Raw genomic sequence first — 26,985 nt, 5'->3', positions numbered from 1 at the left:
GCATGGATCGCAGCTGGTCGCTGATCGCCGGGCACGAGCCCAGCACGCTCGGGTGGATCCTGCTCGTCGCCTGCGTGGGCGCGGCGGTGGTCGAGATGGTCTGGACCCTCCGCCAGCGCCTGCGCGCCGGGACCTCGCCGGGCCTCGGCGCCCTCGCGGCCCTGGTCGGCCTGCGCCTGCTCGGGCTCCTCGCCCTCGTGGCCATCGTGCTCGAGCTGGGCGTGCGCGTGGAGACCTGGACCGGGGACGCCCGCCGCCTGGTCGTGCTCGTCGATCAGTCGGCGAGCCTCGACCTGGCCGACTCGCCCGCGCGCGCGGACCCGGGCGAGGACAGCGAGCGCCGCTGGTCCCGGCTCGAGCGCGCGTGGTCCGAGGGCGCCGACGCGCGGGCGGCCTGGCGCCAGGGCTCCGACGGCGAGGCCCGCAGCGGGAGCCTCGACGTCGAGGTCCGAGCCTTCGCCAGCGACACCCTGCCCCTGACCCACGCCGACGCCGACGCCCTCGCGCTCGCGCCCTCGGGCTCGGCCTCGGCCCTCGGCGCCGCCCTGGCCGAGCTCGCCGAGGCCACGGCTGGAGGCCAGAGCGAGGGCGCGCCCCTGGCCGGCGTGCTGGTGATCTCCGACGGCCTCGTGATCCCGCCCATGCCCGCCGGTCGTGCCGAGCGCGAGCACCTCGACGCCCTCGTCGACGCCCTCGGGGTCCCGGTCAGCGCCGTCGCCGTGGGCGCCCCGACCCTGCGCGACCTGGCCATCGCCGAGCTCCACGTCGGCGAGTTCGCCTTCGTCGAGAACGTCACCGAGTTCGCCGCCGACTACGTCGCCCACGGCCTCGTCGACCAGGTCGCCGTGTTCGAGCTGGTCCGCGACGGCGAGGTCGTCGACAGCCAGCGCGTGCGCCTCGAGTCCGACGGCGCCCCCGCGACGATCCGCTTCGAGGTCGCCCCCGACCGCACCGGGCAGTTCGTCTACGCCATCCGAGCCCGGCTCGAGTCCAAGCTCGAGGAGGCGACCCTGGCCAACAACGAGCGCAGCTTCGTGATCAAGATCCTGCGCGACAAGGTCCGGGTGCTGCACGTCGCTGGCCGCCCCGACTGGGACGTGCGCGCGCTGAGGACCCTGCTCAAGCGCGACCCCAACGTCGAGCTGCTCAGCTACTACATCCTCCGCGACTGGGAGGACACCGTGCGCGACGACGGGACCGCGCCCCTGAGCCTGATCGCCTTCCCCACCGAGGAGCTGTTCCGCGAGCAGCTGGGCAGCTTCGACCTCATCATCCTGCACAACTTCGACGCCGTCTCCCACGACACCTACCTGAGCAACGTCGCCGACTACGTGCGCGAGGGCGGCTCGCTGGTGATCATCGGCGGCGACATGGGCATGGCCACGGGCGACTACACCGAGCCCGCGCTGCGCGAGCTGCTGCCCGTCGACCTCAGCCGCCCCACCGGCCTCGAGCGCGAGCCCTTCTCGCCCGCGCTGACCGAGGCCGGGCGCCGCCACCCGATCACCGCGTGGCTGGCCGAGAGCGGCCGGACCGACTGGCGCGAGCTCCCGGCCCTCGACAGCTTCAACCCCGCCGACTACCCGCGCAACGCCGCCGAGGTCGGGGCCACGGCCCTGCTCGTCCACCCCGAGCGCCAGACCGCCGACGGCCGGCCGACCCCGCTGCTCGCCGTGTCCGAGCCCGAGCGCGGCCGCGTGGTGACCCTCGCCACCGGGGCGACCTGGCGCCTGGGCTTCGCCCCCGAGCTCCCGCTCATCGACGGCGCGCGCCCCTACGACCTGCTGTGGCTCGGGGCCGTGCGCTGGCTGCTGCGCGACGCCTCGGCCGAGCGGCTGATCCTCGAGCTCGACGGGGTCGAGCACGCCGTCGGCGAGACCGTGGACATGTCGGTGCGCACCCTCTCGGCCAGCTACGCCGCCGAGCCCGGGGTCGAGGTCGAGTACCGGGTCACCCGCCTCGACGGCGGCGCGCCGGGCCCCGACTCGGAGCCAGGCGCCAAGCCGGCTCCGGTCGCCGAGGGGCGCGTGACCACCGACGGCATCGGCCGCGCCCACGTCCCCGTCGAAGACCTGCCCGCCGGCGCCTACCAAGCCAAGGCCTGGCGCGCGGAGTCCCTCCAGGCCGAAGCCGAAGCCGAAGCCGAAGCAGGCGAAGCAGGCGAAGCAGCCGAAGCAGCCGAAGCAGCCGAGCTCGCCGAGGAAGACCCCGAACACGCCGCCCCCGAGCTCGGCCAGGCCGCGCGCCGGGTCTTCCTCGTCGGCGGCAGCGGGCCCGAGCTCGCCCACGTCGACGCCGACCGCGGCACGGCGCTGCTCGAGGCCCTCGCCGATCGCAGCGGCGGCGAGTTCATCGAGCTCGTGGCCGGCGACGCCCTCCCCGACCGGCTCCCGCTCACGGCCCTCGACGCCCTCGACCGCCCCGCCGACGGCCGCCGCGACATCCCGCTGTGGGACGGCTGGGCGGCGCTGCTGCTGGCCATCGCGGCCCTGGGCGGCGAGTGGATCCTCCGCCGCCGCGTCGGGCTGCGCTAGCCGGCCGCGCTAGACGGACAGCTTGCGCCGCGCCATCGACAGCGCGGCCATGTCGGTGATGCCCAGGTTCGCGCGGACCTGCTCGAGCATCGCCTGCTCGGAGTCCGCGACCTCGCCGTCGGACGCGGCGATCTCGGCGAGGTACTGGTAGACCAGCGCCTTCTCGTTTTGCTCGAGGATCTCCGCCAACAAGTAGGCGAGCTCGGCCACGCCCGGGAGGTCCTTGTGGGACTTGAGCACCTTGAAGAACTCCTCGTCCTTGAAGTCCGTGAACAGCTGCCGGCCGATCTCGAGGGCGACGGAGACCTCCTCATCCTCGACCTTGCCGTCGGCGGTGATCATCGCCGCGCACAGGCCGTAGGCGACGCGCAGGGGGTCGACCTGCACGCCCTCGTCGGGGATGCCGGCCTGCTCGAGGGAGCGACGCACGGCCTGGGGGTTGGCGCGCACGAGCGCGCCTCGGACCGCGCTGTAGGTGATCATCACCGGGTTCAGCAGGGCCGCGCGCGGGGAGAACCACCCGGCCACGGTCGAGCGGCCGACCTCGCGGTAGATGTTCCGCCGCACGCAGCGGCGGCAACCCATGAACTTTTTGACGCCGACGCTGTGGGTGACGACGAGGCCGCGGACGTAGGGGATGGTCGCGACCGTCTCGAGGTCGCGCTCCTGGCAGTAGGGACAGATCAGACTCATGGCGGCGTCCGGCCGAGCGCTAGGAGGAGTGTAGGTCGACTCGCCCCCAGGCCAAGGCTTCAATGGCCGGCGAGGAGCCCCCCCATCCGGAAAAAATGAGCGCCATGCTGTACACCCGTACGGGCTCGGGTGGGGCTTCGCGCCGACCCAAACCGCTGGTCGGCCCCCATGAAGGGCTCACGCACCGCGTCGCCCGCGACGTTGGCTGGCCTACATCCACCGCGGCAAATGCGTGCAACTGTCGCGACATGACTCGGCTCGCCCGACTGACTTGGCTCTCCCCCACCCTCGTGGCCCTCGCGCTGGCGCTCCCCACCGGCTGCGGTGACGACTCGTCCGGCGACGACGAGCTCGGCGACACCGGAGACGACGCCGACGGGGACAGCTCGGGCTCGACGGGCGAGGGATCCTCGGACGGGTCCACCGACGACGCCGACGGCTCCACCGACGACGCCGACTCGAGCACCGACGACGCCGACGACACCACCGACGGCTCCACCGACGACGCTGACTCGAGCACCGACGACGCCGACGACACCACCGAGGGCACCAGCTCCGAGACCGGCAGCACGGCGACGACCGGCCTCGCCCTCCTGCCGAGCTCCACGGTCGTCCTCGAGGCCAACAACGGCGGCCTGCTGACCAGCGACTGCGTGCTCTTCGAGGACGGCCTCCCGGCCCTCGACCAGCCCGATGTCAGCCTCGAGATCACGCCCTTGGAGGGCGCCACCGTCGAGGCCGAGGGCTGGAGCTTCGCCGAGTTCGGGACCTGGACCCTGAGCTGCTCGGCCACCGTCGACGGCGAGCTGCTCTCGGCCGAGCAGGAGATCGCCGTGCTCAACGACGCCCTCGACCCGCGCATCGCCGCCGCCGGCAGCGGCCTGGGCGCGAGCGCTGCGGCCCTGACCGCCGTGCTCGCGGCCAACGACCAGGACGACCAGCTGCTCGTCGACGCCATCGCCGAGCTCGAGGCCGTCGGCCCGCAGCTCGAGCCCGCCGCCGCCCCCGACTTCGCCGACCTGCTCCAGCCCGTGCCCAACGGCTACCCCACGGCCGGCGCGCTCATGGGCCTGGGCATCGACCCCGTCGCCGACGACGACGCCCTCGGCGACGCGATCGCGGCCGTCAACCTCGCCCTCGACGACTTCGCGGCCACCTACGCCGGCTTCGACCCCGACCAAGAGCCCACCCAGGCCGACCTCGACCAGCTCACCGCCTCCGGCGAGGCCCTCAGCGTCGCCCTCGACGACATGGCCGCCCTCGATCCCTCGGCCCACGGCTGGCTGGCCCAGCGCCAGAGCTTCGCCGCGCTGATCCGCGACCACCTCGTCCCCGCCGTCGACGCGGCCAACGGCTACGTCGTCGCCCGCACCCAGGTCGAGGGCGCCGAGATCTTCGCCGCCGCGCCCCTCCCGGGCGGCCAGCAGCTCCAGGCCCCCGGCCAGCCCGGCGAAGACCAGCCCGAGTTCGGCCTGCTCAGCCTGAGCATCGGCATGTTCGGCCAGAGCAACCTGCGCGTCCAGCTGATCAACAAGTGGTACGGCGACGTCATCGCCGACCTCGACAAGAGCATCAACAACCTGATCCTCGCCGAGGCCATCGACTACTTTTGGCCGCCCAACGCCAACGGCCCCATCGTCGACCTGTTCCAGGCCAGCTCGAGCGTCTCCTTCGCCGTGCCCGGCTACGACACCTGGGCCTACGGCTCCGGCTTCAACTCCGACCCGGCCTACAACCTGTTCCTGATCTTCGGCGACCAGTGGCAGGGCGTCGTCGACAACGTGCTCGACTCCTGCGGCGTGTCCCAGGACAAGTCGGTGTTCGAGAACGTCGACGCCATGGAGAGCTGCGTCGAGGATGCCGAGGGCGCCATCGACTCGACCATCAACTACTCGATGAGCGTGATCGAGCCCGGCCTGCTCGGCGGCCAGGACGTCCACCTCGGGCCCTTCCCCGAGGCGTGCAGCGGCTTCTTGCCGGTGGCGACGGTGATCGTGCCGATCAACCTGGCGACCGGGCGCGGGGAGTCGATCCTCGTCAACTGTTTGCCCTGAGTCGTGGACGTGGGGCAGGGAGGGCGTGGCGTCGTCCACGACGGCTCAAGTAGACAGAGGGTTGGCCAAACTCGTTTTGGCCGACCCCCTGAGGCTGCCCTGAGCTCGGGCCCCCAGGGCTCGCTCGGCCTACCGAGAAAGGCAGCCGCCCACGGGTTCAACGCCAGCTGAGTCCGTGGACGACGCTTTCCTGGATCATGGGTCCCGGCGTGGCCGGGGTGGGCGACTGCTAGAACCCCGCCGCTGCACGCTCGGCCTCGATGACCTGGACGACCGCCACGGCCCCGTGCGCGGTGTAGCTGGCCACCGCGGCGTCGAAGGCTGCCCGTGCGGTGAGCGATTGTCCGCAACGCAGCGCATTGCGGGCGTGGCGATGCGCCGCCAGACCGGCGACAAAGTGCATCTCCTCGGCGGCGCTGCCCTCACGCGCGCGCTCGTAGAGCTGATTGGCCTGCTGATGGCGCCCGCGGGCCGCGGCGATCTCGGCCTCGACGAGCATGTGACAAAAGCCCCCGTTGGCCGTGGGGCAGAGCCTCCCGTAGCCCCGCGAGGCTCTCCGATAGCGCCGCAGCACGGCGCTCCCGCCCGCCCCCAGCCGCCCACCCGACGCTTCGATCTCCGCGATGACGCCGGCCAACGCACACAGCGGCGTCATCGCGCTGATGATCAGGACGCGATGAAAACGACGCGGGAGGCGGTCCAGCACCCGCCGCGCGTCGGCGTACTGGGCGAAGGCCACATGAAAGACGAGCGCCCGCGCGGTGACGCCGATGCGGACCATCTGTGGCAGCCCGGTCAGCTCCTCTCCCGTACGGATCGGCGCCCCGTCCTCGAGCACGCGCTCGCCCGCCTCCCACATCGACTCGAGGATGCGAGAGCGCTCGACGACCCACTGCCCCGTAGGCGGGCGCGCGCGCTCCATGATCGCGCGCAGCTGCGCTGGAGTGATGAACAGCTCGAGGGGCGCCGCGATCGCCCCCAAGGTCCCGACCTCGACGACGGGCTGCGGCGCGACCCGAATCAGCTTCGCGTGCTCCTCGAGCACCTCGGGCAGAACCCGGGACAGGGGACTGAGGCCCAAGCGGTGGCTGTAGCGAAACACCAGACTCAGCTGCGCGACGAGGCTCGAAGGCTGCAGCGCGTCCGTCAGCCGCAGGAGCCGCGCAGACCACAGCGGCGTGCGCCGAGAATCGCTCGCGGCGGTGATGTACATGCCCATCGCGCATAACAGCGCACGGTTGTCGGCGGTGCAATGCTTGGCCGCCGCCCGGGCCAGGCGGCCCAGCGACCAGGCCTGCAGCGCCGGCGCCGACGCGAACGCGGAGATGGCCAGGAGCGCCCCGAGCACGTCGGCCTGGGCCCGGGCCTGCGGGTCCTCGGACTGCGGCAAGACCTCGACCTCCCACATGCGGCTCCGGAGCACCGCCACCCCGCCGAGGGCGAGGCTGGCCATGGCCCGCACGAACGAGGGCTCGGCAGGCACCCGTAGGCCCACTCGCCGGGCTCCGCGGAACACCCGCGGGAGTCCCCGCTCTCCCGACAGATCGAACACCGTCGCCGCGGCGGCCCACTTGATCACCCGCGCCAGATCCCCGGGCGCGAGCTCCCAGCCCAACATGGCGTCGGCGATGGCGATCCCGGCCTCGGCGTCCTGGGCGTACTCCGCCCGCGCCAGCGCCAGACACACGGCGACGCTGCGCTCGTCGGCCGCTGCCCCGGCCTCGGCCTCGGCGATCTTTGGGCTCAGCAAGCGACGCGCGCACCGCAAAAAGCGTCGAGCAGACGACCAGGCCCCCGACGCGAGGCTCTGCTCCCCTGCTCGATGTTGGAGGCTGGCGAGCTCGCTGCGCTCCGCGTCCGTCATCCGATCGAGCACGGAGTCGAGGCCAGCCTCGAGCTGATCCGCCACGGCGAACAGCTCGGTCCCGGTCAACGCCTCGGCTCTCCGCTCGGCGCGCATCGTCTGGCCAACGCGCCAGTGCAAGCTCGCACGATCGTCCAGACCCTCGAGCACGACCTCGCGCACTCGATCATGCGCGGTCTCCAACAGCAACTCACCGCCGGCTCGCGCCCGCACGACCATCTGCGCGGCAGACAGAGCCTCGATGAGCCCGCGCAGCCTCCCTCCCCAACTCTCCGCTCCCAGCGTCCGCGCCAGCGACAACGGCAACGGCGCGCCAAAGACCGCGACCAGGGTGAGCAGCTCGAGGCTCTCGGGCTCGAGGCGGGCCAGGCGACGCGCGACCAAGACGTCCGGATCGACGCCCGAGAGCTCCTCGTCGGAGTCCTCCGCGACGAGCTGGGTGACGAGGAAGGGGTTGCCTTGCGAGCGCACGGCGATGGTCTGCGCGCGCCCGTCCGCCGCGCTCGACTGGCCCGCGCCGAGCAGACTCCGGGCCATGCTGAGGGTCTCCTCGAAGGATAGCGGCGAGAGATCGATGGCGAGCGTGAGGGCCCGGCTCAGGCCCTCGGAGGCGAACAGGCCGCGAAGCGCCTCCGAGCGCGCGAGCTCGTCCGCTCCGCTGCGATGGGAGATCAACAGCATCAAGTTGGGCTGCGCGTCTGCGACACACAACCCCTCGAGCACCTCCACCGTGTCGCGGTCGGCCCACTGGAAGTCGTCGATGTGCACCACGAGCTGCGCCCGACGGCTCAGCCCCAGCAAGAGCTCGCGCAAGCCCGCGAAGCCCAAACGTCTGCGCACGACCGGCTCGAGCCGCGACGGCTCCTCGCCCCTCGCCCACAGCTCGTCGAGCACGGGGAACAGCCCGACGAGCGCGACGTGTTCACGGGGGCACAAGCGGTCGCGCTCGAAGGTGTCGAGGCGGCGAAGGTAGACCGAGAGCGCGTCGACGATGGCGTCGAGCCCCTTGTAGGGGACGGTCTCTTGCTGGCGACACCTGCCGTGAAACACGAGCACCCCGGACGCGCGCTGGCGCCTGCGAAACTCCCGACACAGGTGAGACTTGCCCCCGCCGCTAGGGCCCGCCACGCGCACGATCGCAACGCCCGGCTCGGCGGCCCGGCGCTCGGCAACCACCGCGCCGATGCGCGACAGCTCCTGCCCCCGGCCCACAAACACGCTCTTGGGTACGGCGTGGCTCCTCGAACCCCCGCGCAGCCCATCCAGGGCCTCGCGCGCGCTCGGTCGTTCGGCGGGGTCCCGCGCCAACATTCGCTGACACAGCGCGCGGAGGGCCCGCGGCGCGAGGGGAGCGCAATCCTCGAGCTCCGGCGGGGGCTCGAACTGCTTGTCGAGCATCACCGCCATCCCGGTCCCCTCGTAGGGCAGGCGCCCCGTGAGGCACTGAAACAGCATGACGCCCACGGCGTAGATATCCGCGGCTGGCCCCACGCTCAGGCCCTTGGCCTGCTCGGGCGACATGTAGCGCGGCGTACCGATGGGCTGCCCCTCTCGGGTCAGCCCGCCTCCGTCTTCGACCTGCTCGGCGACGAGGCCAAAGTCGAGGATCACCACGCGCGCTGCCTCCGTCACCAGCACGTTCGCCGGCTTGAGGTCGCGGTGCACCACCGCGTTGGCGTGGAGGTAGGCCACCCCCTCCAGGAGCTGGCCGAGCGCCCGCTCGAGGCGAGCCCGCTCGCTCGGTCTATGGAGCCGAGCGCCCCGTCGAACCCAAGCGACGAAGGGCTCCCCGTCGACGAGCTCCATCGTGAAGTAGTGATGCCCGTCCTGACCGATGACCAGCTCCCCGAGCTCGACCAGGTTCGGGTGCGAGAGCGCCTCGAGGGCCCGATACTCGCGCTTGAAACGGACCAGCCGAGGGGCCGCTACGACCGACAGGGTCTTGAGCGCGACCCTCGCCCCGGTCTTCAGATGCCGCGCCCCGAACACCTCCCCCATGCCACCCTCGCCGATGCGCTCGCACAGCTCATAGGCGCCCGAGCGCATCCCGACCTTCAGCCTCGTCGTCCGCGGCACCCGTGCGCGCACCGTCTGGCCCCTGGATGCATCGTCCAGGGTCGTCAGCGGTAGCTCGAGTTCAGTCGTCGTCGGCGTGGACACCTGCGCCCTCGCCAGCAATGGTACAGCCCAGAGTGCCAGTTCCCGCTCGTGACCCGCGAGCAGCTCGTCGACGCGATCGACGGCCACGCCCAGCTCGCGGTCGGTGTTCCACCGCAGCAGCGAGGGCCGCGTCTTCCAGGCAGCACCCGACAATCGCTGTCAAAGGGCCAAGCAAGCCGTCATCAGCGTGAGTTAACACTCGATCCAAACGGTCGTTTCCGAGCTTTCGGAGAGCTGGAGCTCGCGGATGTTGCGCTCTGGAACAGCCTGTCCCAGTTCACCCCAGCCCTTGAGCCGGTGGGCCCAATTACCCCTTCTATTGTTGGTGTACTCAACACTCTCCGGCCACTGGGAATTTCGATCTGGCTGAAACTGATGATGTACGCTGAAATTCAGCCCTCCCTAGAAAAGCAGGACATCTGAACTAGACAGGCGAGCAGTTTAATTTTCGAGATATTCGAGGACCAACGCTCAAATCCCAAACATACGGGCTCCCTCATCCAAAAAACGAGGTGCAGAAGAGCTTGACACCAATCTGTAACAGTCCTTGAATTTCACTGATACTGGAAGCGCGCTTGCGTTGTTCGTCCCATTCTGCCACAAAGATTCCAGTGAGGCTGAAACGCCTCTGTGTGAAGCCGATGGAGATGGCAGGAGACAAGACCACATGGGAGGGCCCGACTGCCGATGAACTGGCCGGCTCGATTGCCCTTTTTTGCCCCTTCGAGAGCGCGATCAACCCCCACGTCGATGAGGTCCAGCGCACATCGCTCGAGTGGTGCCTCCGTTTCGGGTTGATCCAAGGGCCGAAGCAGCTGGCCGGCGTCGCCCGCTCGAAGATCGGCTACCTCGAGGCGCGCGCGTTCCACCAAGCCGATCAGCACTCTCTCCAGATCGCCTCCGACTGGACCCATCTGTTCTGCTTGCTCGACGATCGCACCGACAACATCCTGTGCCCGGTCGAGGTCGGCGCGCTGACGAACGGCCTGCTCGAGGCCTTCGAGAGCGGCCATCTCCCCGAGGGCCTCGAGCGCGAGCCCCTCGCCCACGGGCTCATCGACTTGCGCAACCGCATGCTCGACGCGAGCTCACCCGCCTGGCTCGCCCGCTTTGCCAACCACCTGCGGACCCTGTGCATTGGCTACTGCTGGGAGACCACCAACGAGGCCATGCACCTCTCGCCGGATCTCCACACCTACGTGAAGATGCGCGAGCGGACCATCGGGCTGTACCCGCAGTTTCACCTCGCCGTGCTCACCGACGGCATCCAGCTGCCCGAGTCGGTCTACAAGCACGACACGATTCGCCGGCTGATGACCGCGACCAGCAACTGCGTCGGATGGGCCAACGACCTGTGCACCTACGAGAAGGAGGTCGCTAGCGGCGAGCGCCACAACCTCGTGGTCGTGCTGATGGAACACGAATGCCTCTCGATCCAGGGCGCGGCTCGTCGCGCGGCGCAGATGCACGACGACGAGATCGACGTGTTCCTCGAGCTCGCCGAGCACCTGCCCGACTTCGGCGAGTGGGACGAGGACGTCCAGCGCTTCGTCGACGTGCTCCGCTCGTGGATTCGCGGACACCTCGATTGGGCCCAAGAGACCGGCCGCTATCGACCCCTAGACGCCGTCCAACCCCAGCCCAAGGTTCAGTCGAGCGGAACCTGGGCCCGCGCGTCGTTGATGCGCATGGTCAACTGAGGCCCGCACAGGGCCACGCGCTCGAGGACGCCGAGGTGGGCGACCGCGAGTTGGTCTAGCAGGGCATCGGAGAAGTCATCGCGGCTCCTCGCGCCGTGGATTTTCGTCGAGATCGCGGAGCCAAAACGCCGCTGTGGTGGATCCCACCGCAAGTTTTGACGACAAAGAGCTCGGCGAAAAGACCAAGCGAGGTGTCGTGAGGACTTCTCCGATGTCCTACCGAGAAAGACAGCCGCCCACGGGTTCAACGCCAGCTGAGTCCGTGGACGATGCTTTCGTGGATCATGGGTCCCGGAGCGGCCGGGGTGGGCGACTGCTAGGCCTTCCACTCGTAGTGGTACTCGGCGCGGAGCCAGCGGTAGCCCGCCTGGTCTTCGTCGCCGCGGTCGATGATCTTGGAGCGCGCGTTGGTGCCCCCGGCGAGCTCGATGGCCGCAGGCAAGAAGCCATGCCAGCAGCCCATGGCCCAGTCAAAGACATCCGCGGGGATCATGCGGCACTCGGCGACGAGGTGGCCGGGCACGTTCGTGATCTTCTTGGCCTCAGCGAAGGCGACGTAGTTGCGCCACAAGTGCGGCGTCGCCTGGAGCAGCGCCCGAGGCCCCGCGGCCCGCATGAAGGCGCGGTAGATCGTGGTCAGATCTTTCTCGGCGTTGCGACGGGCGATTACGGTGACCGCGGACGTGACCGTCACGCCAACCTCTTTGGTCGCAAGGTCCAAGATGGCGTTGAGGGGGTAGATGTCATAGGCGGTGCTCGGCAAGAGCGGAAACGTCCACCCGGCTTCGACTTGCTCCGCCAAGGCCTTGAACTTTCCCGCGCCGAGCTTCTCTTCGATCCAATCAGAGGTCATCATGACGTGGGTCCCCTTGACCGTCGTTCTCCGCGAGCTCACTCGGCAAGTCTAGTACACGTGCCGGCCCCTTCGCCCAATCATCGCAGTGCTTCGGTCACGCAACGGCCGCAGAAGTCCAACCGGCTCCACAGCGACACCCATACGGAGATAGCCGGGAAAGAGAGCGTACCCACGGCGGCGGGTCAGTCCACGCTGGCGCGGTAAGTGCGTACAGTTGTAGCGAAATGACTCGGCTCGCCTGACGGACAGGATCTCCTCGACGAGCCCGCCCGTGGCGACGCGGTCACATCCATCAGCGGGGGTCGCTCGGAGCGGCCCCGTTCAGATCGGGATGAAGATCTTCACCCCAGGCTCGGCGAACACGGCCTTCTCACCGCCCGCCGCCGTGCCCACCAGCGCCAGCCCGGGCATCTTGAGCTTCAGCTCGACCTGGCCGTTCTCGGGCACCTCGACCTCGTGGACCTGGCGCGGACCCTTGACCGAGACCTTGGTCGCCGGCGAGTCGACGCGGGTCAGCACGATGACCGCCTCGCCCGGCGTGCCGAGCTGGGCCTCGAAGGGGTAGAAGGCCTTGATGCGCTCGTCGAGGGCCTGGATCCGGCTGGCGACCTGGGGCCCGCGCAGGTAGTCCCGCGCGGCCTCTTGGGTGTACAGCGACTGCACCACCCGCAGCTCGGCCAGGGCGTGGCCGTAGTGGTTGATGCGCGCCTTGGGGTAGTTGAACTGGTCCATCTCCCGGAAGGTCTCGGCCCAGCTCTTGCGCAGGCCCTCGAAGCGGGTCTCGGCCTGGAGCTCGGCGCGGGCGAGGTGGGTCTCGAGCAGCTCGGGGGCGTAGCGCTCGGCCTTCTCGGTCGCGGCGCGGGCCGAGGCGAACTGGCCGATGCCCATCATCTTGAGGGCGTAGGCCGTCTCGACCAGGGCGCGCATGCGGTTGTACTCGGGGTCGGCCTCCCAGTCGGCGAGCAGCTTGCGGCCGCTGCCGCTGTTGCGCATGGCCGTGGCGATGACGTGCTGGAGGTTGAGGGTGCGATCGGTGGGGTCGAGCTCGAGGGCCTGCTCGCTCATGGCGATGGCCTGCTTGGTGTCGCCGTCGGCGACGTGCGCCGCGATGCGCTGCATGTACAGGCCCAACAGGGTCTTGCGCAGGGCCTCGAGGGGCTCGCCGGACAGCTGCCCCTCGGCGTCCTTGAAGGTCTGCATGCCCCGCGCCGTGCCCAGGTCGTAGGCCTTGACGTAGATCTGCAGCGAGGCCGCGTACATGCGCAGGTTGAGGATGTCGATCTTCTTTTGACCGTCCTCGACGCGCGCGCGCGGGTCGGGGAGCTCGAGGATGCCGGTGAGCTTGTCGTGCTCGCCGCGCAGCGCCGCCGCGTAGATGACCTGCTGCCGCTTGTCCCACCACACCTGCTGGACGCCGATCTGGTCCGCCGGCATCAGGCGCAGGGCCTGGTCGAGGAAGTTGTAGGCGTCGGTCGCCGTGCCGTACTCGCCGACGGTGTAGGTGTCGACCTTGGCGAGCACGGTCAGCGGATCGCGGTTGACCGAGAGCGCCAGATCGTAATCCTCGAGGGCCTCGGAGTAGTTGCCGTCGCGGACGTTGGTGTTGCCGCTCTCGATGTAGATGACCGAGATCAGGCTCTTGCAGCCGCGGCAGCCCTTGTCCTCCATGAGCACGTCGACGGCCTCGGTGTAGCGCTCGACCTTCATCAGGGCGCGGGCGTAGGCGATGCGCGCCTCGTCGGAGTCGGGCTTGAGCGAGATGACGTCGCGGTAGATCGGCATGGCCGAGTCGGAGTCGGTCTCCATCATCCGAGCCGCGCGCTGGAGCAACAACGAGACCAGCGCCCGGCGAGCGTCCTCGCTGTCGCGGCTCTTTTTGTTGCGCATGACCTCGCGGTAGAGCTGCTCGGCCCGGGACTCGTCACCCTCAGCCAGCGCCGTCTCGGCCTCCTCCATCTGACTCTGCGTGTCTTGGAAGTAGGCGCAGCCACCGACGAGCAGCAGGGCCGCGAGGCTCGTGGCTGCGACTCGAGCGCGGCGCGGGGCGATCGCTTTCGGGGGGCGCGAAGCAGTCATGGCGCCGATATACATCGGCCCTTTTTGTATTTCAAATCACGCATATCTCACTAAACCAGAGTCCAGACCCCAAGACTGGCGACGCCTGCTCACGCTATAAAATCTTCTCAAACGTGATTTAGTTGGCATCTCAGAGCTTTTTCGGGCTCTGGCGGAGCTGGCGTCACTCCATGAACATCCTTTCACAATCGCAATGTTAGTTTCTCGCGCCAAAGATCCCCCGACTGCCCTCCCGCAAAGGCCCGTCTCGCGGCGAGGTTCGGCCTCTCGCTAGCGCTCCCTGCCCCACATCCACGACTCAGTTCGGGTACACATCGGCGATGCAGCGCGTCGTCTCGGGACGCCTCGGCGGCCGCAAGCTCCTGCCCTTACCCCGGTCCGTGACCGGGGTACGGCCGAGCTCGGGGCGCGTCCGCGGAGCGATCTTCGACCGTCTCCAGCATGAGGTCGTCGGCGCCCACGTCCTCGACCTGTTCGCCGGCTCCGGGGCCCTGGCCATCGAGGCCCTCAGCCGGGGGGCCAGCCACGCCACCTTGGTCGAGCAGCAAAGCGGCCTCGCGCGCTTCCTCGACCGCCAACTCGAAGCCCTCGATCTAAAGTCCGCCACCCGGGTCGTGCGTGACGACGCCCGCCGCTTCCTCGACCGCCAAGGCCCGTCCGCGACGCCCTTCGATCTGGTATTGGTCGACCCGCCCTACGCCGAGCTCAACCTCTACGGCGAGGTCCTCGACCGCCTGCTCGCGGGCGCCTGGCTCGCCCCCTCGGCCACCGTGGTCATCGAGTATCAAAAGCGCCGCGGCCAGCGACCCGAGCTGGCCATCCCGCGCCGCCTCGTCAGCGAGGCCGTCCGCGACCACGGGCAGACCGCCCTCGAATTCTTCTCATTGCGAGAGCCATCATGACTCACCCCCTCACCGTCAACGCCCGCGCCCGCGCCATCAAGCCGTCCGCCACCCTGTCCATCTCTGCCCGCGCCGGTGAGCTCCGAGCCGAGGGCCGCAAGGTGTTCAACTTCAGCGCCGGGCAGCCCGACTTCGCCCCGCCGGCGGCCATCGCCAAGGCCGTGACCGAGCGCTTCGCCGACGCCCCCGTGGGCTACGCCCCCGTCCCCGGCATCCCCGGCCTGCGCGAGGCCGTGGCCAGGGAGCTCAGCGAGTACCACGGGACCTCCTACGACAAGGCCCAGGTCATCGTCTCGTGCGGGGCCAAGCACAGCCTCGCCAACCTCTTCCTCGTCACCCTCGAGGCCGGGGACGAGGTCGTGATCCCCACGCCCTACTGGGTCTCCTACCCGGAGATGGTCGGCCTCGGCGGCGGCACCCCCAAGATCGTCTCGTGCCCGCGCAGCCAGGGCTTCAAGCTGCTCCCCGAGCAGCTCGCCGAGGCCGTCGGGCCCAAGACCAAGTTCCTGGTCCTCAACAGCCCCAGCAACCCCGCGGGCGTGATGTACTCCGAGGCCGAGCTGCGCGCCCTGGGTCAGGTCCTGGCCGAGCGCGCCCCGCAAGCGTGGATCCTCGCCGACGACATCTACCGCAAGCTCGTCTACGTCGACAGCGGCCACGCCTCGGTGGTCCGGGCCTGCAAGGGCATCCCCAACATCGAGGACCAGATCGTGCTCGTCGACGGCGTGTCCAAGAGCCACGCCATGACCGGCTGGCGGATCGGCTTTTTGATCGCCCCGCTGCCCGTCGCCAAGGCCGTGACCGCCGTCCAGGGTCAGAGCACCTCGGGCGCGAGCACGCCGGCGCAGTGGGCCGCGCTCACGGCCCTGACCGAGCCCAGCTCCGTCGCCGCCGTGGCCGACATGCGCGAGATCTTCCGCGAGCGCCGGGCCGCGATGATCGAGGGTCTGCGCGCCGCCGGGGCCGAGCTCGTCGAGCCCGAGGGCGCCTTCTACGTGTTCCCCGACTTCTCCAAGTTCATCGGCGAGGGCGAGCGCTTCGCCGACGACTTCGAGCTGGCCCGGGTGCTGCTCGACGACAAGGGCCTGGCCACCGTTCCGGGCACGGCCTTCGGGGCGCCCGGGCACCTGCGCCTGAGCTTCGCGTGCAGCCTCGAGGACATCCGCGAGGGCACCCGCCTGCTCGGCGAAGTCCTCGCGGGCTAGGAACCCCTCGCCAAGAGCGATGTCAGCGGTCTCGATGAAGCTCGGACACGCTGCCGTCGCCCTCGCGGTCTCCCTCTCGTGCGCCGCTGAGCCCGGCCCAGAGCCGGTCGAGGCTCGAGCCAAGCCGGCCGAGCCCCGAGAGCCCGAGCCTCTCGTCGAGGACGCACCCGCGCCCGAGGAGGCGCCCTCCCCCACCCCGGAGCCTCCCCCGCCGGCGCCCTTCGACGCCTCGACCCTCGAGCGCTTCGACGCGCGCATCGTCGACCTCCACGACCGCGCGGGCTGGGCCGCGTGCGGGGTGATCCACTCCGTCGGGGCCGTGGAGGTCGAGCTCCTCGACCACTTCGACCCGAGCAGCCCCGCGCCGCACCTGGTGCTGTTCGTGTCCTGCCCCGCGGACGTGCCCAACCGCGCGCAGCTCTACGACGGCGCGAAGGTCCAGGTGACCCTCCACGCCCGAGCGCAGCGGTGGCCCAAGCCCATCGGGGACTACCGCGAGGACCTGCCCCGTCGCTACGTGAAGACCGTCGCGGTCATCGACGCTGGTTGATCAGCTTCGGGACCTCGGCGTAGAGCGGGAAGCGCCCCTCGCGGAGCTTGCTGTACACGAGCTCCCCGTTGAAGGTGACTTCGAAGGCGCCGCGGTCTCCCTCGACCAGCTCGGCTTGGACCTCGGCGCCGTACTTTGCTTGCAGCTCGGCCACCAGACCGGTGGCTTGGGGCAAGTAGTTTCAGCGCACGCAGTAGAGAATCTGAACCTTCATGGCTCCCCCACCATAGCAAGGCTCAGCCCCCGGTGAACCTCCCTGATCGGCGCCCGAGCTGCGCCTCGGAAGCCCGCGGCGCTCGTTTTCAGCGACCCGAGTACTTGCCCGCGCGGCGCTCCTCGAAGGAGCGCACGCCCTCGGCGAAGTCCTCGCTCGCGGCCAGGCGCGCGAGCTGCTCGGGGAAAGCAGCGACGGCCGCCTCGTGGCCCTGCTCGGCGGCGATCTGTGCCGAGCGTCGCGACGCCCGAACGGCCAGTGGCGCCTGGGCGCAGATGCGCTCGGCGAGGGCCAGGCCCCGGGCTCGGGCCGCTGCCCCGAGCTCGGCGTCCGGCTGGGGGTCGACGAGCTCTTGCACGAAGCCAAGGCGCAGCGCCGTGTCGCCGTCGAACTCGTCGCCGGTGAGCAGGTAGCGCATGGCGTTGCCCCAGCCCGCGCGCTCGACCATGCGGATCGTCGCGCCGCCGAAGGCCATCAGCCCGCGCTGGACCTCGAGCTGGCCAAAGCGAACGCCGCGCTCGGCCACGACCACGTCGGCGGCGAGCATCAGCTCGATGCCGATGGTGAAGCAGATGCCGTGGACGGCCGCGACCACCGGCTTGGTCCGCCGGGGCACGTTGAGATCGAGGGGGTCGATGAGCCCGGCCTGCTCGCTGCCCGGGCCCGCGAGGGGCTCGGTGATGTCGAAGGCCGAGAGCTGCAGCCCGGCCGTGAAGTGCTTGCCCGCGGCGACCAAGAGCCCGCACCACAGCTCGGGCTCGCGCTCGAGGCGGGTGTAGGCCTCGGTCAACTCCGAGAGCATCTTGGGTGTGAAGCCGTTGTATTTCGCGGGGCGGTCGATGGTGATGCGGAGGATCCGGTCGTGGACCTCGGTGGTGATCCGACCCTCGGTCGGCGCGGCTTCGGAGGACATGGCGAGGATGCTACCCCAGGCACGCAGGCGCGACTTTGGCCGTGATCGAAACGCCCGCGCGTGGCACCCCTTGGGCATGCGACTTCCCCTGACGCTGATCCTGAGCACCTCCATCCTGCTGGCGAGCGCCGCGTGCACCGACGACGGCGGGGCGGAGGAGGCCGCCGGCACCGAAGACACCGGCACCGAGGACACCACCACGGACACTGGCACGGACACTGGCACCGACACCGGCACCGAGGACACGACCACGGACACCGGCACCGACACCACCGAGACCGACACCGGCACCAGCACCACCGCGGCCGAGACCGAGACCGAGACCGAGACCGAGACCACCTCCGGGGCCGAGTGCCACGAGTTCGTGAGCTGGTGCTACGACAACCCCTTCGAGCCCTTCACCTGCGACTCGCCCACGCCCTGCGACGGCCTCGAGGTCGACGACCCCTCGCTCAACGACTTTGGCGAGGAGGGCGTGGAGGAGATCAGCTTCGTCAACCCCGACGCCGCGACCTGCATCATGGAGGCCCTGCGCGACGCCGAGGTCGGCTTCTACACCGTCCGCATCGAGCCCGGCCAGCAGTACAGCCGCCGCCACAACCTCGAGGTCCTGAGCAACGGCACGGTCATCCGCAGCACCGTCATCTTCGATGACAAGTGCGCCGACGAGAGCGAGCGCTGGGAGGTCCTGCGCGACGCCGACTACTTCCAAGGCTGCCTCGACGAGCCCACGCCCGAGGCCCAGCTCGACTGCATGGTCGACGCGGGCACCGGCGAGTGCGTCGCCGAGGGCCCCTGCCCCGGCTGAGCGCTCCCAAGCTTCCAAAGGGCTCGCCCCCTTGGGACTGCACGCGCGGTCCCGAGCGGGGCGAGAAGCCTTTTATGGGCCGGCGTGAAGTGTCCGCTCTGCGGCGCGACCTGTCCGTGTCCCCGTGGCCCTCGCGGATCAGACTCTTTTCCAACGAGGACCAACCATCATGAGCAGCATCGACTACAGCGTTCAAGACCTTCTCATCCGCCCCGCCGACCACGAGGAGACCTCCGCCGACATGAAGATCATCGCGCGCACGGCCAGGCTCTCCGGCCACTTCTCGGTGATGCTCGGCGAGGTTCGCCCGGGCGAGATCCTCGGCTTCCACAGCCACCAAAACGAGGATCAGCACATGTACATCATCGACGGCGAGCTGCACTTCGAAGTCGGCGGCGCCGGGGGCCTGCGCTTTACCGCCGGCGCGGGCGACAACGTGCTCAAGCCCCGGAGCAGCAGCCACGGCTTTTGGAACCTCACCGACAAGACCGTCCACTACATCGAGACCTCGACCCAGGACGGCTTCGAGACCTTCGTCGACAGCCGCTCCGACGGCCTGATGGCGATGCTCGGCGGCGCGACGGAGGAGCTCGGCATGAGCTTCGAGACCGACCGCACCCTCGAGGTCATGAAGGAGTTCGGACTCACCGGCATCGCCGGCGCCAACGCGAACCCCGAGGAGCTGATCCGCGACCCCCAGTTCCACGAGGCGATGCGCACCAACGAGACCCTGCGCGAGATGGTGTTCTACCTCGGCGGCGCGGCCCTCAAAGACAAGTTCCAGGGCCTGATCGGTAAGCTCCCCCCCCTGCCCGGCCGCGGCCGCTAAGCCCTACCCAAACTCCCCAATCGAGCCGACGGTGCCCCGCGCCCCGTGTCGGCTCCGTCACGTGCCCGGGCGCGCGCTGTCGTCGAGCAGCTCGTCAAAGCGCTCGGCCATGAACTCGATGAAGGCCCGGACCGCCGGCTCGAGTAGCTTGCGGTCCGGGAAGACCAGCGCGATCTTGGCCTGTCCGCCGACGAGCTCGGGGAGCACGGGCACGAGGCGGCCGTCGTCGAGGGCCTGTTGAATCGTCAGCGCGGGGAGCATCGCGATGCCCAGGCCTCGGAGGACGGCGTCGCGGACCAGCATGAGCTCGTTGGTCACCAGGCGCCCGCGCACCCGGACCCGGCCGCCATCGCGCAGCGGCCAGTGGGTCTCGGGGCGCTCGCCGCCCTCGAAGCCGAGCAAGCACGCGTGCGCGTCGAGCTCGTCGACGGTGCGCGGGCAGCCGTGGGCTTCGAGGTAAGCCGGGGAGGCCACCGCGATCAGCTCGAGGGTCCGCATGCCGCGGGCGATGAGACCCGGGTCGAGGTCCGCCGCGGCCCGCCAGGCCACGTCGATGCCCCGGGCGATCAGGTCTTCGTGGCGCGTGGAGACGATCAGCTCGATCTCGACCTCGGGGTAGCGCTCGGCGAAGGCGCACAGCACCTCTCGAAAGCGTACGTCCGTCGGCGGCACGGACACGCGCAGCAGGCCTCGGGGCTCCCCGTCTCCCTGGCGCACGGCCGCTCGGGCGGCGTCGACGGCCAGCACGATCTCGCGGGCGTGCCGGTAGAACTCCACGCCCGCGTCGGTCAGTCGCATCTTGCGGGTCGTTCGGTGAAGCAAGCGAACGCCCAGGCGCTCCTCGAGCAGGGCGAGGCGACGACTCACCGTCGCCCGAGGCACGCTCAGCTCCCGCGAGGCCCCCGAGATCGAGCCGCCCTCGACGACCGCGACGAAGGCCTGGAGCTCGCTGGTTTCGGGGGCGCCCATCTGATCCATTTATTGGCAGGTGTATCTCATTTTCCCGCATTTACGACAGGTGGTTTCGCGCCCATGCTGTCTTCGAACCACCAGGGACCACCAGGAGCAGAGAGTCATGAACTGGAAAAAACTCGGATACTGGGCCTCCACGGGCCTCCTCGCGTTCTTCCTCCTCGCCAACGCCGCCATGAAGCTCAGCGGCGCCGAGCCCCTCGTCGAGAGCATGAAAGCCCTCGGCTACCCGACCTACCTGCTGACCATCCTCGGCAGCTGGTACCTCGCAGGCGCGATCGCGCTGCTCGCGCCAGGGTTCGCCAAGGTCAAGGAGTGGGCCTACGCCGGGATCACCTTCGCGTTCACCGGCGCCTTCGCGTCCCACGTGCTCGCCGGTGAGCCCATCGGCACGGCCGTCCCCGCGGTCGCAGCCCTGGGACTGGCCGCGGCCTCCTACCTGCTCTTGCCCGCGCGCACCGAGGCCAGCGAGGCCTCCACCAGCGCGACCCAGCCCGTCAGCGCGGCCGCCTGAGCCCCTCGACGACCGCCGCCAAACGAAAAAAATCGCCCCCGCGATGGGGGCGATTTTCCGTTGGTGGATGGCCGCGATCAGTGCACCGAGCGGGGCCGGCCCGCGATGGTCTTCTGCGCCAGCCCGGCCTCGAAGGCCTGCTCCCACTCGAGCAGCTCGGCCATGGGCGTGAACGCGTCGGGTAGGCCCTGGGTCGCGGGGCCCTCGAACAGCGCGTCAATGGCCTCGGGGTTGGACTGCTCGCAGACCGCCTCGCACGCGAACTGGGCCATGAAGTCCTGGAACACCTCCTGGCGGTCGGGCAGGAAGTCGTCGCGCAGGGCCTGGGAGATGGCGAAGCAAGGCCCGCCGTCGCACTCCTCGAGGAAGCTCTCCTCGACGTGGACGAAGCCCATGCTGAACGGCGCCTGGACGCCGTGGCCGAGGTCGAGGCCGGTCGCGGACTCGTGGCAGCCCATGCAGTTGCTGGCGAAGGCCGCCCGGTTGGCGATGTCGACGGGGCTCAGGTCGCTGCCGAGCTCGGCGAGCTTGTCGGCGATGTCGGCCTCGAAGGCGCCGCTGCCCGACAGCAGCGCGCTCGCGTAGCTGGCCCCGCCGTCGTCGGCGCTCTCCGCCGTCCCGCAGATCGGCGCCAGGCTCAGGCCCATGCGCGCGGTGTTGTCGGTCACCAGGCCGTCGAGGTTGGCGAGGATGCTCGCCCGGCAGGCCAGGCCCGCGGGGTGCCCCGACTGGTCGTTCCACACCGGCGCGAAGGAGTTGTCCGAGACCGGCACCTGGACCACGCCGAGGCGATCGCCCTCGGTCACGAACTCGAACTGGCGCAGGGTCCAGGGGAGATCGTCGAAGCTGTTGGTCCGGATCTGACCCGAGCCGAAGGTCATGTTGGCGCCGGAGATGAAGGGCTCGAAGCCCGCGGCGGTCAGCTCGGGGTGGCCCGAGGCGAAGGCCTGGCGCAGCTGCTCACCGCGCTCGACGGGGTCGTCGATGGTGCTCTGGTTGGCCCAGAACTCAGCCACCGGGGCGCAGGCCGCGATGCCGCACTCCGGGTCCGGGTTGGGGATCCTCGCCTCGAAGATGACGAAGGCCCGGCCCAGGTTGTTGTTGGCCATGATCACCCGCTGCTCGCCGCAGTCGCTGCCGTCGGCCGCCGCGAGGTCGAAGCGGTTGACGAAGGCGATGGGGAACCAGCCGCTGAAGTCCGGCGCGTGGGCGCCCTCGATGCGCGGGCACTGCATGGGGTAGCCGTTGAGCCCCGGCTGCCCGTCGACGAGCTCGTCGTCGCAGTGCGAGCCGCCCTCGAGGAAGGCGCCCTCTTGGGTGTTGAAGCTGTCCATCAGCCGGGCGTGGGTGAAACCAGGATCGGCGACCAGGTCCACCGTCGACGCGGCGAAGCTGAGCAGCATGCCCATGGACACGCCCTCCATGGCTTCCGGCGAGGTCTCGATCAGGCTGCGGCGCGTGTCGACGATGAAGTCGGGATCGCACTGGCCGCCCGTGTCGGTGTCCGTGTCCGTCTCGCCGAAGGTCTCGCCAAAGGTGTCCCCGTAGGTGTCTCCGAAGGTCTCCCCGAACGTGTCCCCGAAGGTCGTCTCGCCGAAGGTGTCCCCGAAGGTCTCACCAAAGGTGTCCCCGAAGGTCTCGCCCCAGGTATCACCGAAGGTCTCCCCGAACGTGTCCCCGAAGGTCGTCTCTCCGAAGGTGTCTCCGAAGGTCTCTCCGAAGGTGTCCCCGTAGGTCTCTCCGAAGGTCTCGCCAAAGGTGTCCCCGAAGGTCTCGCCCCAGGTTCCCGCGTCCTCCGTCTCGCCGAAGGTCTCGCCCCAAGTGTCGCCAAAGGTGTCGACGTCCCCGACGGTGTCGACGTCGCCCCAGGTGTCCACGTCTCCGAAGGTCGTCACCTCGGTACCGTCGTCGGTCTCCCAGGGACCCTCCGTGCCGCTGTCGGAGGTCGCCGTGGCCGACTCCGAGCCAAAGTCACCGAACTCGTCGCCGAACTCGTCGTCCGGCCCCGGCTCGCCGCCAACGACGATGACACAACCCGACATCAAGGTCGGCACGAGGGCACACAGGCCCAGACTCACTCCACTACGCATCCACTTGCGGTTCACGATGATTCTCCTCGAGGCTTCAGGGCCGGCGAGCCCCCCAGCCCGCCGCTTCGCGCATGCAGGGAGCCCGAACCCCCCAACAATCCATGAATGTCCGCGACGCCCGGATTCCGTGGGCACCTGCGGATTCTTTTTTGACTCGTCGACAAACGAAGCCCGGACCTGGGTCGACACGATCGCTTTCCTCCCCCCGAAGCTCCAGCGACCCGTACACGCGCCGCTCCCTCGCCCTGCCGATGGTCAGAGACGAAGAGCGGGCGCGCGAGGTCGACCCAGGACCGAGCTGGCAACTCGCATGAATCACCAATTCTCTAGTGTCCCGAAGGCAGGCGAACGATCAGAACTTTTTTGATTTTGTGCCGTCGCCGCCGGGTGTCGACCGGCTCGTCAAGACAACGGACGCCCGAAGGCTAGCGAATCCACTACACGCAAATCGCCACACCACCACGCCGGGAGTCGCCGGCGCCGTGGAAACTGCCGTCGGCTCGAAGCTCCGCCACGTGGACCCCACCAAAGAAGAAGTCGCGCACGTCGAAGGCGTGGACCCGCTCGAAGCGACCCTCGAGCTGGCGACGCACCCTCGCGCCGTCGCGGCGGGACTCGAGCTCGACCCACACGTCGTGGGCCTCGGCGTGGACCCGCGGCGCGTTCACGGCCGCGTCGATGGCCATGCCCTCGGTCGCCACGCGGTGCAGGACCAGGCCGACGGCGCTGCGGATGCGGTTGGATCCGCCGCTGCCGAGGGCCAGCACCCGGCCGCTGGGGTCGATGGCCAGGGTCGGGGCGATCATCGTGGGCAGGGCGTCCCCCGGCGCGTGGCGATGGAAGCCGCCCGGGTTGAGGTCTTCCTCGCCGAGGAAGTTGTTGAGGTGGACCCCCGTGCCGGTGACGACGTGGCCGCAGCCCTCGCCGGAGGTCAGGGTGATCGAGGCCGCGGAGCCGTGGGCATCGACGACGGACACGTGGGTGGTGCTGCCCGGCGCGTCCAGGGGACCGACGGCCAGGTGGCCGGCCTGCGACGCGAGGGCCTGGAGCAAGACCCGGCCCGGCTCGTCGAGCTGGCGGTCTTCGGCGAGCAGTCCGCTGGCGATGACCTCGAGGCGCCGGCCGCCAAAGCGAGGGGAGGTCCACACCCGCCACGGGCCCAGGGAAAACTCGTGGGCCGCCGTGATCGCGGCGCCCTCGCCGTCGAGGTCGGCCGGGGTGATCAGCCCGCCGCGCTCGGGACCAAACTCGTCGAGCAGACCCTGGCGCAGCCGCTCGGGTACCCGACCGCTGACCCCGAAGTCCTCGAGGGTCCGGGCCAGGGCCCGGTTGAACACGCGCTCTCCCGGACGCGGCGGCCGATCGGTGGGCAGGCCCTCGGCGATCTCGCGCAGGCACCCGGGATCGCGGGACAGGATCGGCCACAGCAGCGAGAAGGTCCGGGCCGTGAGGGGGTCGAGGACGATGCCCTCGGCCGCGAAGCCGACGGCGGGCGCGACGATCTGCGCGAGGCTCAGCGAGCCGAAGCGCTCGGCCGCCAGGGCCACGCCCTCGAACATGCGCGGGACCGTGGCCGCCCCACGCCCGACGTGGAAGCTCTGCACCGCCGCGCCGAAGTCGACCTCGATGCCCTGGAAGTCGAGCGCGGGCTGCTGCTCGCCCAGACCCAGACCCGGTACAGCCGAGAAGAAGTCGATGGCCACGGGCTCGCCTCCGGCCGGGCGCACCACCATGATGCCCGCGCCGCCGGCCGAAGCGAGCAGCGGCTCCGTGGCGAAGCACGCGATGGCGCCAGCCAGGGCCGCGTCGACGGCGTTGCCCCCTTCGGCCAGGATGGAGGCGCCCGCCTGGGCCGTGTGGATGTTCCCCGCTGCGACGACGCCTCGCACCGGCTGCACTCTACTGCGTACTCCGGGCGTCGAGCCACGCGAGCAGCTCGGACCACACCACCCGCGGCGCCCGCTCGCCGAGCACGATGTCCAGGTGACCTGCGGAAAAGCCGTGAGATTCGGCGGAGAACAGCACGTAGCGGCGATCTTGGCTGCGCGAAGCTCGGTAGCAGGCGAGGCCGTCCTCGGGCGTGGCGAGGCGGTCGGACTCGCCGGAGAAGACCAGCAGCGGGAGGGCCTCGAGGGCCGCGAAGGAGCCGTCGTCGATGGGCTCGCCCAGGGCCCAGCGGCTCATCTCGCTCATCACCGGCCAGCCCGTGACGTCGAAGCCCCGGCTGACCCGCTCGCGCAGCAGCGGCACCTCGAAGGAGCGGCGGCCCCAGCCCTGGATGGGCGCCACGGCGTTGACGGCGTCGGACACCGGGCCCAGGCGCGCGATGAGCTTGCCCGCGTGGCGCCAGTTCACGGCCACGCTGTCCGGGACGCCGCGATCGAGGACCAGGCCGACCCGCGCCGCGGCGCGCAGCGTCGGGTTGTCCCGGGCGAAGGTGTAGAGCCCGGCCCAGTGGACGAAGCCGGCGAGCTCGACTCGGGGGGCCGAGCGCAGGCCGACCACGGCCCCGAGGGAGTGGCCGGCGACGAAGGGCGGGCGCGGCAGGGCCCCGACCAGGCGGCACAGATCGTCGACGTAGTCGTCGACGCGCCGGGCCGGCGGGGCGCCCAGGCGCCGCGACAGGCCGTGGCCGCGCATGTCGAGGTTGAGCACCTCGTAGCCGTGGTCCGCCAGATGCGCTGGGAGCGAGCGCGCCGAGCTGTGCCAGGTGCGGTGGTTTTGGGCCAGGCCGTGGATCAGCACGACGGTCCCGCGGAAGGCCGGAGAGCCCAGGGGCTGCTCGGCCATGGACGCCGCGATCACCCGCTGCACGGCCAGCTTGGCGGCCTGCCTCGCGGCCTGGCTCGCACCGTCGATCTCGAGCCCGAGCAGCTCCCAGCGCACCCGGACCACCCGGCCGAGCTCGGCCTGCTCGTTGCGCTCGCGGGCTTCGAGCCGCTCGAGGGTCGGGGCCATGGCCACGCAGTGTCGGCGATGGCGGGGCCCAGGTCCAGCTCAGGTCCAGCTGCCGAGCATGTACTCGGCGCGCTCGATCCGAGCGGCGCGCTCGGCCTCTTCCTCGGCCTCCATGCGGGCCCAGGCCGCGGCCAGCTGACGCTTGCGGCGGACCCAGGCGAAGCCGACGACGGGGCCGACGAGCAGGAAGGGCAGGCTCCCCGAGCCCAGCAGCGGGAACCACACGAAGCGACCGAACAGCCCCGAGCGCCACTGCGCGTCGAGCTCCTCGAGGGGCACCTCGTAGGCGTCCATGAAGGACTGCTCGAAGCTCCGGCCGTTGCGCAGCTGGCTCAGCAGCTGGCGGAACTGCGCGCCCTCGACGTCGTGGTAGCGCAGCCAGGTCGTGAAGTCGCGGGCCGCCGCGTAGGCCACCGCGGCCTGGGCGTGGTCGCCGTGGAAGGCGGCCTCCATGCGCGACAGCGGCGGCACGCCGGGGCCAAACACCGCGCCCGCGAGGGCCTCGGCGCGCATCAGGCTGACCTCGTTGGCGACGCTCTCGGCCACGCCCTCGTGGAACCAGCGCGGCAGCTCGGCGCCGCCCGTCGCCCGGTAGAGCGCGACGTGGACGAGCTCGTGGCGCAGCAGGGTGCCCAGATCGCTCGGCGAGCCGTCGGGGTTGTGGAGGGCGATGGCGATCTCGCCGCGCGGAGGATGGGCGACGCCCGAGACCCAGTTGGGCATGCCCGTGGCCCGGGCGACCTGGCCCGCGTGGCTGACGAGGTGGATGGTCATGCCGTCGTCGAGGTCGCGGCCGAGCTCGCGCTCGATCTCCGCCCACCAGCCCGGCAGCTCGTCCGCGAGCTCGTGGGCCTCCTCGGCGGCCCACGGCTCGAAGCGGATCACCGCGCGACCCACGACGATCTGCGAGGTCGCGTCCTGGAGCGCCCAGCCCTGCATCGTGCCCTGCTCGGCCCGGGCCTGACCCGGCGCCCCCAGCAAGACCGCGAGGCTCACGGCGAGCGCGGCGACGAAGCCCAGCAGTCGCACCGAGAGCCACGACCGCGAGGACCCGCGGCGAGGTCCACCGCGCGCCTCGGGGCGCAGCGCAGTC

At 70.3% G+C, this 26,985-nt stretch carries 21 protein-coding genes; 10 read left to right on the top strand and 11 right to left on the bottom strand.

The window, feature by feature from the left end; all coding sequences use genetic code 11:
- Positions 1–2: 2 nt before the first annotated feature.
- Complete coding sequence (locus tag PPSIR1_RS13480; RefSeq protein WP_006971630.1) at positions 3–2,534, top strand: hypothetical protein; 2,532 nt, start codon at positions 3–5, stop codon at positions 2,532–2,534.
- Positions 2,535–2,543: 9 nt separating this feature from the next.
- Here the strand turns inward: PPSIR1_RS13480 and PPSIR1_RS13475 are convergent, their stop codons facing one another.
- A complete protein-coding gene (locus tag PPSIR1_RS13475; protein WP_006971629.1) occupies positions 2,544–3,227 on the bottom strand; it encodes a tellurite resistance TerB family protein in 684 nt (227 codons plus the stop codon).
- A gap of 290 nt (positions 3,228–3,517) precedes the next feature.
- On the opposite strand from PPSIR1_RS13475, the gene PPSIR1_RS42630 reads away from it, so the two are divergent.
- Complete coding sequence (locus tag PPSIR1_RS42630; protein WP_006971628.1) at positions 3,518–5,281, top strand: hypothetical protein; 1,764 nt, start codon at positions 3,518–3,520, stop codon at positions 5,279–5,281.
- Between the two features lie 229 nt (positions 5,282–5,510).
- Here PPSIR1_RS42630 and PPSIR1_RS13465 read toward each other — a convergent pair whose 3' ends face one another.
- Entirely contained in the window at positions 5,511–9,191 is a 3,681-nt protein-coding gene (locus PPSIR1_RS13465; RefSeq protein WP_157595512.1) for a serine/threonine-protein kinase, read from the bottom strand.
- A 162-nt stretch (positions 9,192–9,353) separates the two neighbouring features.
- Between PPSIR1_RS13465 and PPSIR1_RS47785 the strand changes: the two genes are divergently transcribed.
- Positions 9,354–9,728 carry a hypothetical protein gene (locus PPSIR1_RS47785; RefSeq protein WP_157595511.1) on the top strand — a complete coding sequence of 125 codons (375 nt, stop codon included), beginning with the start codon at positions 9,354–9,356 and terminating at the stop codon, positions 9,726–9,728.
- 371 nt (positions 9,729–10,099) lie between these two features.
- Positions 10,100–11,005 carry a terpene synthase family protein gene (locus PPSIR1_RS13460; protein WP_045115939.1) on the top strand — a complete coding sequence of 302 codons (906 nt, stop codon included), beginning with the start codon at positions 10,100–10,102 and terminating at the stop codon, positions 11,003–11,005.
- Positions 11,006–11,321: 316 nt separating this feature from the next.
- Here the strand turns inward: PPSIR1_RS13460 and PPSIR1_RS13455 are convergent, their stop codons facing one another.
- Both PPSIR1_RS13455 and PPSIR1_RS13450 read right to left on the bottom strand, forming a co-directional pair.
- Positions 11,322–11,900, bottom strand: coding sequence for a hypothetical protein (locus PPSIR1_RS13455; RefSeq protein WP_157595510.1), 579 nt, complete (start codon positions 11,898–11,900; stop codon positions 11,322–11,324).
- A 282-nt stretch (positions 11,901–12,182) separates the two neighbouring features.
- Positions 12,183–13,937, bottom strand: a complete 1,755-nt coding sequence (locus PPSIR1_RS13450; RefSeq protein WP_045115938.1) for a tetratricopeptide repeat protein — start codon at positions 13,935–13,937, stop codon at positions 12,183–12,185.
- A 320-nt stretch (positions 13,938–14,257) separates the two neighbouring features.
- On the opposite strand from PPSIR1_RS13450, the gene rsmD reads away from it, so the two are divergent.
- Genes rsmD through PPSIR1_RS13435 form a run of 3 tightly spaced genes read left to right on the top strand, consistent with a single transcriptional unit; the run spans position 14,258 to position 16,594 of the window.
- Positions 14,258–14,839: a 16S rRNA (guanine(966)-N(2))-methyltransferase RsmD gene (rsmD, locus tag PPSIR1_RS13445; protein ID WP_006971622.1), complete on the top strand. Its 582-nt coding sequence runs from the start codon at positions 14,258–14,260 to the stop codon at positions 14,837–14,839.
- A complete protein-coding gene (locus tag PPSIR1_RS13440) occupies positions 14,836–16,044 on the top strand; it encodes a pyridoxal phosphate-dependent aminotransferase (RefSeq protein ID WP_006971621.1) in 1,209 nt (402 codons plus the stop codon). The genes rsmD and PPSIR1_RS13440 overlap by 4 nt, the downstream gene beginning before the upstream one ends.
- Before the next feature lie 34 nt (positions 16,045–16,078).
- Positions 16,079–16,594, top strand: coding sequence for a hypothetical protein (locus tag PPSIR1_RS13435; protein ID WP_006971620.1), 516 nt, complete (start codon positions 16,079–16,081; stop codon positions 16,592–16,594).
- Here PPSIR1_RS13435 and PPSIR1_RS46005 read toward each other — a convergent pair.
- Both PPSIR1_RS46005 and PPSIR1_RS13425 read right to left on the bottom strand, forming a co-directional pair.
- Positions 16,578–16,748: an Rdx family protein gene (locus PPSIR1_RS46005; RefSeq protein WP_006971619.1), complete on the bottom strand. Its 171-nt coding sequence runs from the start codon at positions 16,746–16,748 to the stop codon at positions 16,578–16,580. The two genes, PPSIR1_RS13435 and PPSIR1_RS46005, sit on opposite strands and share 17 nt — an antisense overlap.
- A gap of 148 nt (positions 16,749–16,896) precedes the next feature.
- A complete protein-coding gene (locus tag PPSIR1_RS13425; protein ID WP_006971618.1) occupies positions 16,897–17,721 on the bottom strand; it encodes a crotonase/enoyl-CoA hydratase family protein in 825 nt (274 codons plus the stop codon).
- Between the two features lie 76 nt (positions 17,722–17,797).
- On the opposite strand from PPSIR1_RS13425, the gene PPSIR1_RS42625 reads away from it, so the two are divergent.
- Together PPSIR1_RS42625 and PPSIR1_RS13415 are read left to right on the top strand one after the other, a co-directional pair.
- Complete coding sequence (locus tag PPSIR1_RS42625; RefSeq protein WP_006971617.1) at positions 17,798–18,529, top strand: hypothetical protein; 732 nt, start codon at positions 17,798–17,800, stop codon at positions 18,527–18,529.
- Positions 18,530–18,698: 169 nt separating this feature from the next.
- Positions 18,699–19,358, top strand: coding sequence for a cupin domain-containing protein (locus tag PPSIR1_RS13415; protein ID WP_006971616.1), 660 nt, complete (start codon positions 18,699–18,701; stop codon positions 19,356–19,358).
- Between the two features lie 57 nt (positions 19,359–19,415).
- Here the strand turns inward: PPSIR1_RS13415 and PPSIR1_RS13410 are convergent, their stop codons facing one another.
- Complete coding sequence (locus PPSIR1_RS13410; RefSeq protein ID WP_045115953.1) at positions 19,416–20,327, bottom strand: LysR family transcriptional regulator; 912 nt, start codon at positions 20,325–20,327, stop codon at positions 19,416–19,418.
- Positions 20,328–20,433: 106 nt separating this feature from the next.
- Between PPSIR1_RS13410 and PPSIR1_RS13405 the strand changes: the two genes are divergently transcribed.
- Complete coding sequence (locus tag PPSIR1_RS13405) at positions 20,434–20,844, top strand: DoxX family protein (RefSeq protein ID WP_006971614.1); 411 nt, start codon at positions 20,434–20,436, stop codon at positions 20,842–20,844.
- 77 nt (positions 20,845–20,921) lie between these two features.
- Here the strand turns inward: PPSIR1_RS13405 and PPSIR1_RS42620 are convergent, their stop codons facing one another.
- From PPSIR1_RS42620 to PPSIR1_RS13385, 4 genes are all read right to left on the bottom strand, one after another.
- Positions 20,922–22,949 (bottom strand): hypothetical protein, encoded by a 2,028-nt coding sequence (locus PPSIR1_RS42620; protein ID WP_157595509.1) that lies wholly within the window; start codon positions 22,947–22,949, stop codon positions 20,922–20,924.
- Positions 22,950–23,371: 422 nt separating this feature from the next.
- Positions 23,372–24,823: a gamma-glutamyltransferase gene (locus tag PPSIR1_RS13395; RefSeq protein ID WP_157595508.1), complete on the bottom strand. Its 1,452-nt coding sequence runs from the start codon at positions 24,821–24,823 to the stop codon at positions 23,372–23,374.
- Between the two features lie 10 nt (positions 24,824–24,833).
- A complete protein-coding gene (locus tag PPSIR1_RS42615) occupies positions 24,834–25,892 on the bottom strand; it encodes an alpha/beta fold hydrolase (protein ID WP_006971611.1) in 1,059 nt (352 codons plus the stop codon).
- A 39-nt stretch (positions 25,893–25,931) separates the two neighbouring features.
- Entirely contained in the window at positions 25,932–26,921 is a 990-nt protein-coding gene (locus tag PPSIR1_RS13385; protein ID WP_006971610.1) for a peptidase MA family metallohydrolase, read from the bottom strand.
- Positions 26,922–26,985: the final 64 nt, after the last annotated feature.

Origin of the sequence: Plesiocystis pacifica SIR-1, assembly GCF_000170895.1 — a bacterium.
GTDB lineage: Bacteria > Myxococcota_A > Polyangia > Nannocystales > Nannocystaceae > Plesiocystis > Plesiocystis pacifica.
Note: the sequence above shows the minus strand (reverse complement) of the source record. Positions and strands in the feature narration are given on the sequence as shown.